Here is a 2,745-nt window from a genome sequence, read left to right as displayed (position 1 = left end):
CGCTAGGGCCTGTTTCATAAGGGTGGCCGAGCCGAGGCGGAGTCCGGGCGGCGATCCGACAAGGCGCGGTTTCGTCCGGATACCGGTGTCGTATCCGGACGAAACCGCAACGCCGCCGGTCGTCGTCCGGGCCCGCCGCAGGCCGGCCAGTTCTTATGAAACAGGCCCTAGTCCAAGCCAGGGGTCGGGCCAGCCCAACAGGGCGGCCAGGCGCGCGTTGTGCGGCGCGAACTGCTCGCTCAGGCGCTCCCGCAGGGCCGGGGTCAGCTCGGAGACGCCCGGGTCGACCCGGCGGGTGTGCCGGGTGAACGCCTCCGGGGTGAAGGCCGGCAGGCCGAGGAAGCGCACGATCTCGCCGTACGTGCCGGCCGGGTCGGCGTTCAGGTCTTCGGTCCGGGCAACGTGGATCCGCTCCCGGGGGACGTGCGCGAACCACCGGTTCAGCTGCTCGGCGTAGCGGCCCCGGGCAGCGTACGAGTGGTTACGCAACGCCCGGTGCGCGGCCGGGCTGTCCGGGCCGCGCCGCGTCGCCCTCGCCAGCCGCTCCTCCTCGGCGTCCAACGCGTCGGCGAAGGAAAGCGGTTCGACGCCGTACGAGCGGGTGTGCAGGTAGTGCGAGTAGGCCCGCTGCACCGGGTCGCGCAGCAGGACGACGAAGCGGGCCTGCGGCAGGGCCGCCGCGACCCGGGCCGGCACGCTCGGATGGAACAGGTAGTAGGGGCTCGCCTCGAACGTGCGCTCCCCCGGGGCGAGGCGCGGGAAGTGCCCCCGGTACCACCGCGCCCCCCGAGCGTGGTGGACGCTGAAGTACTGCAACTCCTTGCCGGTGGGCACCCGGACCCGGGGATGCGCGGCGAGGTGGTGGTACAGCGACGTGGTGCCGCAGCGCTGCGCGCCGATCACCAGGAAGTCCGGCAGCGGTCCCGGCTCCCCCGGTCGCGCCGCCCGTCCCCAGGCCCGTGCCGTGCGCACCCCCCGACGCAGCCGGTCGGTGACCTGACGCCGTGCGCCGCCGCTCACGAGCGCGCCCCGCGCTGGCCGGCACCCGCAGCGGCACCCACCCCGTCGGCCGGTTCGGCGGGGTCGGCGGCGGCACGTCGACCGCCTCGGCGGGTCACCGCGCGCAGCACCATGACGTCCTCCCGACTGAGCCCGAGGGCGAACACCACGGCCAGGTACGCCACCATGATCGCGGCGAGGCCGACAACGAGTTGCGCGGTCCACCCCTCGACCAGCCAGCGCACACCGAACCCCACACCCATCGCGACCAGCGCGGCGACCAGGCCCTTGACCATGCCCGCCGTCACCGGCACCGTGTGCACCTGCGCTCGCACCTGCCAGACCCGGGCGACGTTCACCGCCGCCAGCGACACCGCCCAGGCCACCGCCGCGCCGAGAATGCCGTACGCCGGGATGAGCCAGAGGTTGAGCAGACCGTTGAGCCGCCGGGGGGCGAGGTTGTCCATCAGGTTCACCGAGACCCGGCCGGACATGTTCAGCATCGTCCCGCAGGGCCCGGTCGCGGCGTTGACCAGCTGACCGAGCGCCAGCACCACGGTGACCGCCGCGCCGCCGGCCAGGCCCGGCCCGCCGACCAGCCGCAGCAACTGCTCCGGGAAGACCAGTAACGCCACGAAGGCCGGCAGCGACAACCGCAGCACCCAACCGGTGGCGACCCGGTAGATGCGGCGCACCTCGTCCAGTCGACCCTGGTGGTAGAGGTGCGCCAGGTGCGGACCGAACGAGGCGTTGACCGGTGCCAGCACGAACACCGCGATGGTGACCAGCCGGGTCGCCACGTGGTAGACGCCGATCGCGTCGGGACCGTAGTCGAAGAAGCCGAGCAGCAACGCGTCCACCCAGATCAGCCCGGTGGACGACAGCGAGGAGACCCAGCTGACGGTGGAGAACCGGAACAGCTCCCCCGGCCGGTACGCGGGCCGGGCGGCGGGCACCCGGCGCACCATCCGGGCGAGCGCCACCAGGGCGAACGCTGCGGCGCTCCAGCTCGCCACCACCAGTGCCCAGAACGCGCCGGTCAGGCCCGCCCCCAGGGCGAGTGCCAGCGCGGTGAGCGCCAACCGGGCGGCCGGCTCGTAGACCTGGCCGATGAGCGCGTAGGCCCGTTGGGTGCGCCAGCCCCGGGTGGCCGCGAGCGCTGCCTCGCACACCGTCGAGGCGGGCAGGCACAGCGCCACCAGCCGTAGCCCGGTGGTGAGCTGCGGGTCGGGCTGGGCGTCGGCGAGCCACGGCGCGCCGACCGCCAGACCAAGGGCGAACACCGTGGACGCGGCCGCCGAGAAGCCGATCCCGAGCCGGATCGCGCCCCGGAGGGCGGCCGGCTCGTCGTCGGCGAGATGCACCGCCACGAACCGGGTCAGCCCGGCCCGGAAACCGGAGAGCGAGAGCAACCCCAGCAGCGACAACACCGCGTAGACCTGGGCATACCGGCCGAGTTCGGGTACCCCCAGGGCCCGGGCCAGCAACAGCATGACCAGGAAGAGCGCCACCTGGCTGAGCACGGCGCTGGCCAGGTTCAGCACACCGCCGCGGGCCATACCGCGTACCTGCTGGTCGCCGGCATCCGGCGCGGCCGGCGGCCGGCCGGTCACCTCGCGCACCCGGCGGCCCGTTCTCCGATGGTCACGGCCGTGCCGCGGTCACGGTCTCCGCCGGCAGCGCGGGGGCCGCGGTGCTCGCGGCCGCCGGGCGGGTGGCGGCGCGGCCCCGCGAAAGCAGTTCGAG

The 2,745-nt window shown here is 74.2% G+C and carries 2 protein-coding genes; both read right to left on the bottom strand.

Annotation, left to right across the window (positions count from 1 at the left end):
* Positions 1-153 precede the first annotated feature (153 nt).
* Positions 154-1,020 (bottom strand): sulfotransferase, encoded by an 867-nt coding sequence (locus KBX53_RS28715; protein WP_210862704.1) that lies wholly within the window; start codon positions 1,018-1,020, stop codon positions 154-156.
* Positions 1,017-2,612 carry a flippase gene (locus KBX53_RS28710; protein ID WP_210862702.1) on the bottom strand — a complete coding sequence of 532 codons (1,596 nt, stop codon included), beginning with the start codon at positions 2,610-2,612 and terminating at the stop codon, positions 1,017-1,019. The genes KBX53_RS28715 and KBX53_RS28710 overlap by 4 nt, the downstream gene beginning before the upstream one ends.
* Between the last annotated feature and the right edge of the window lie 133 nt (positions 2,613-2,745).

This window comes from Micromonospora sp. M51, assembly GCF_018070305.1.
In the GTDB taxonomy this organism is placed as follows: domain Bacteria; phylum Actinomycetota; class Actinomycetes; order Mycobacteriales; family Micromonosporaceae; genus Micromonospora; species Micromonospora parva.
Note: the sequence above shows the minus strand (reverse complement) of the source record. Positions and strands in the feature narration are given on the sequence as shown.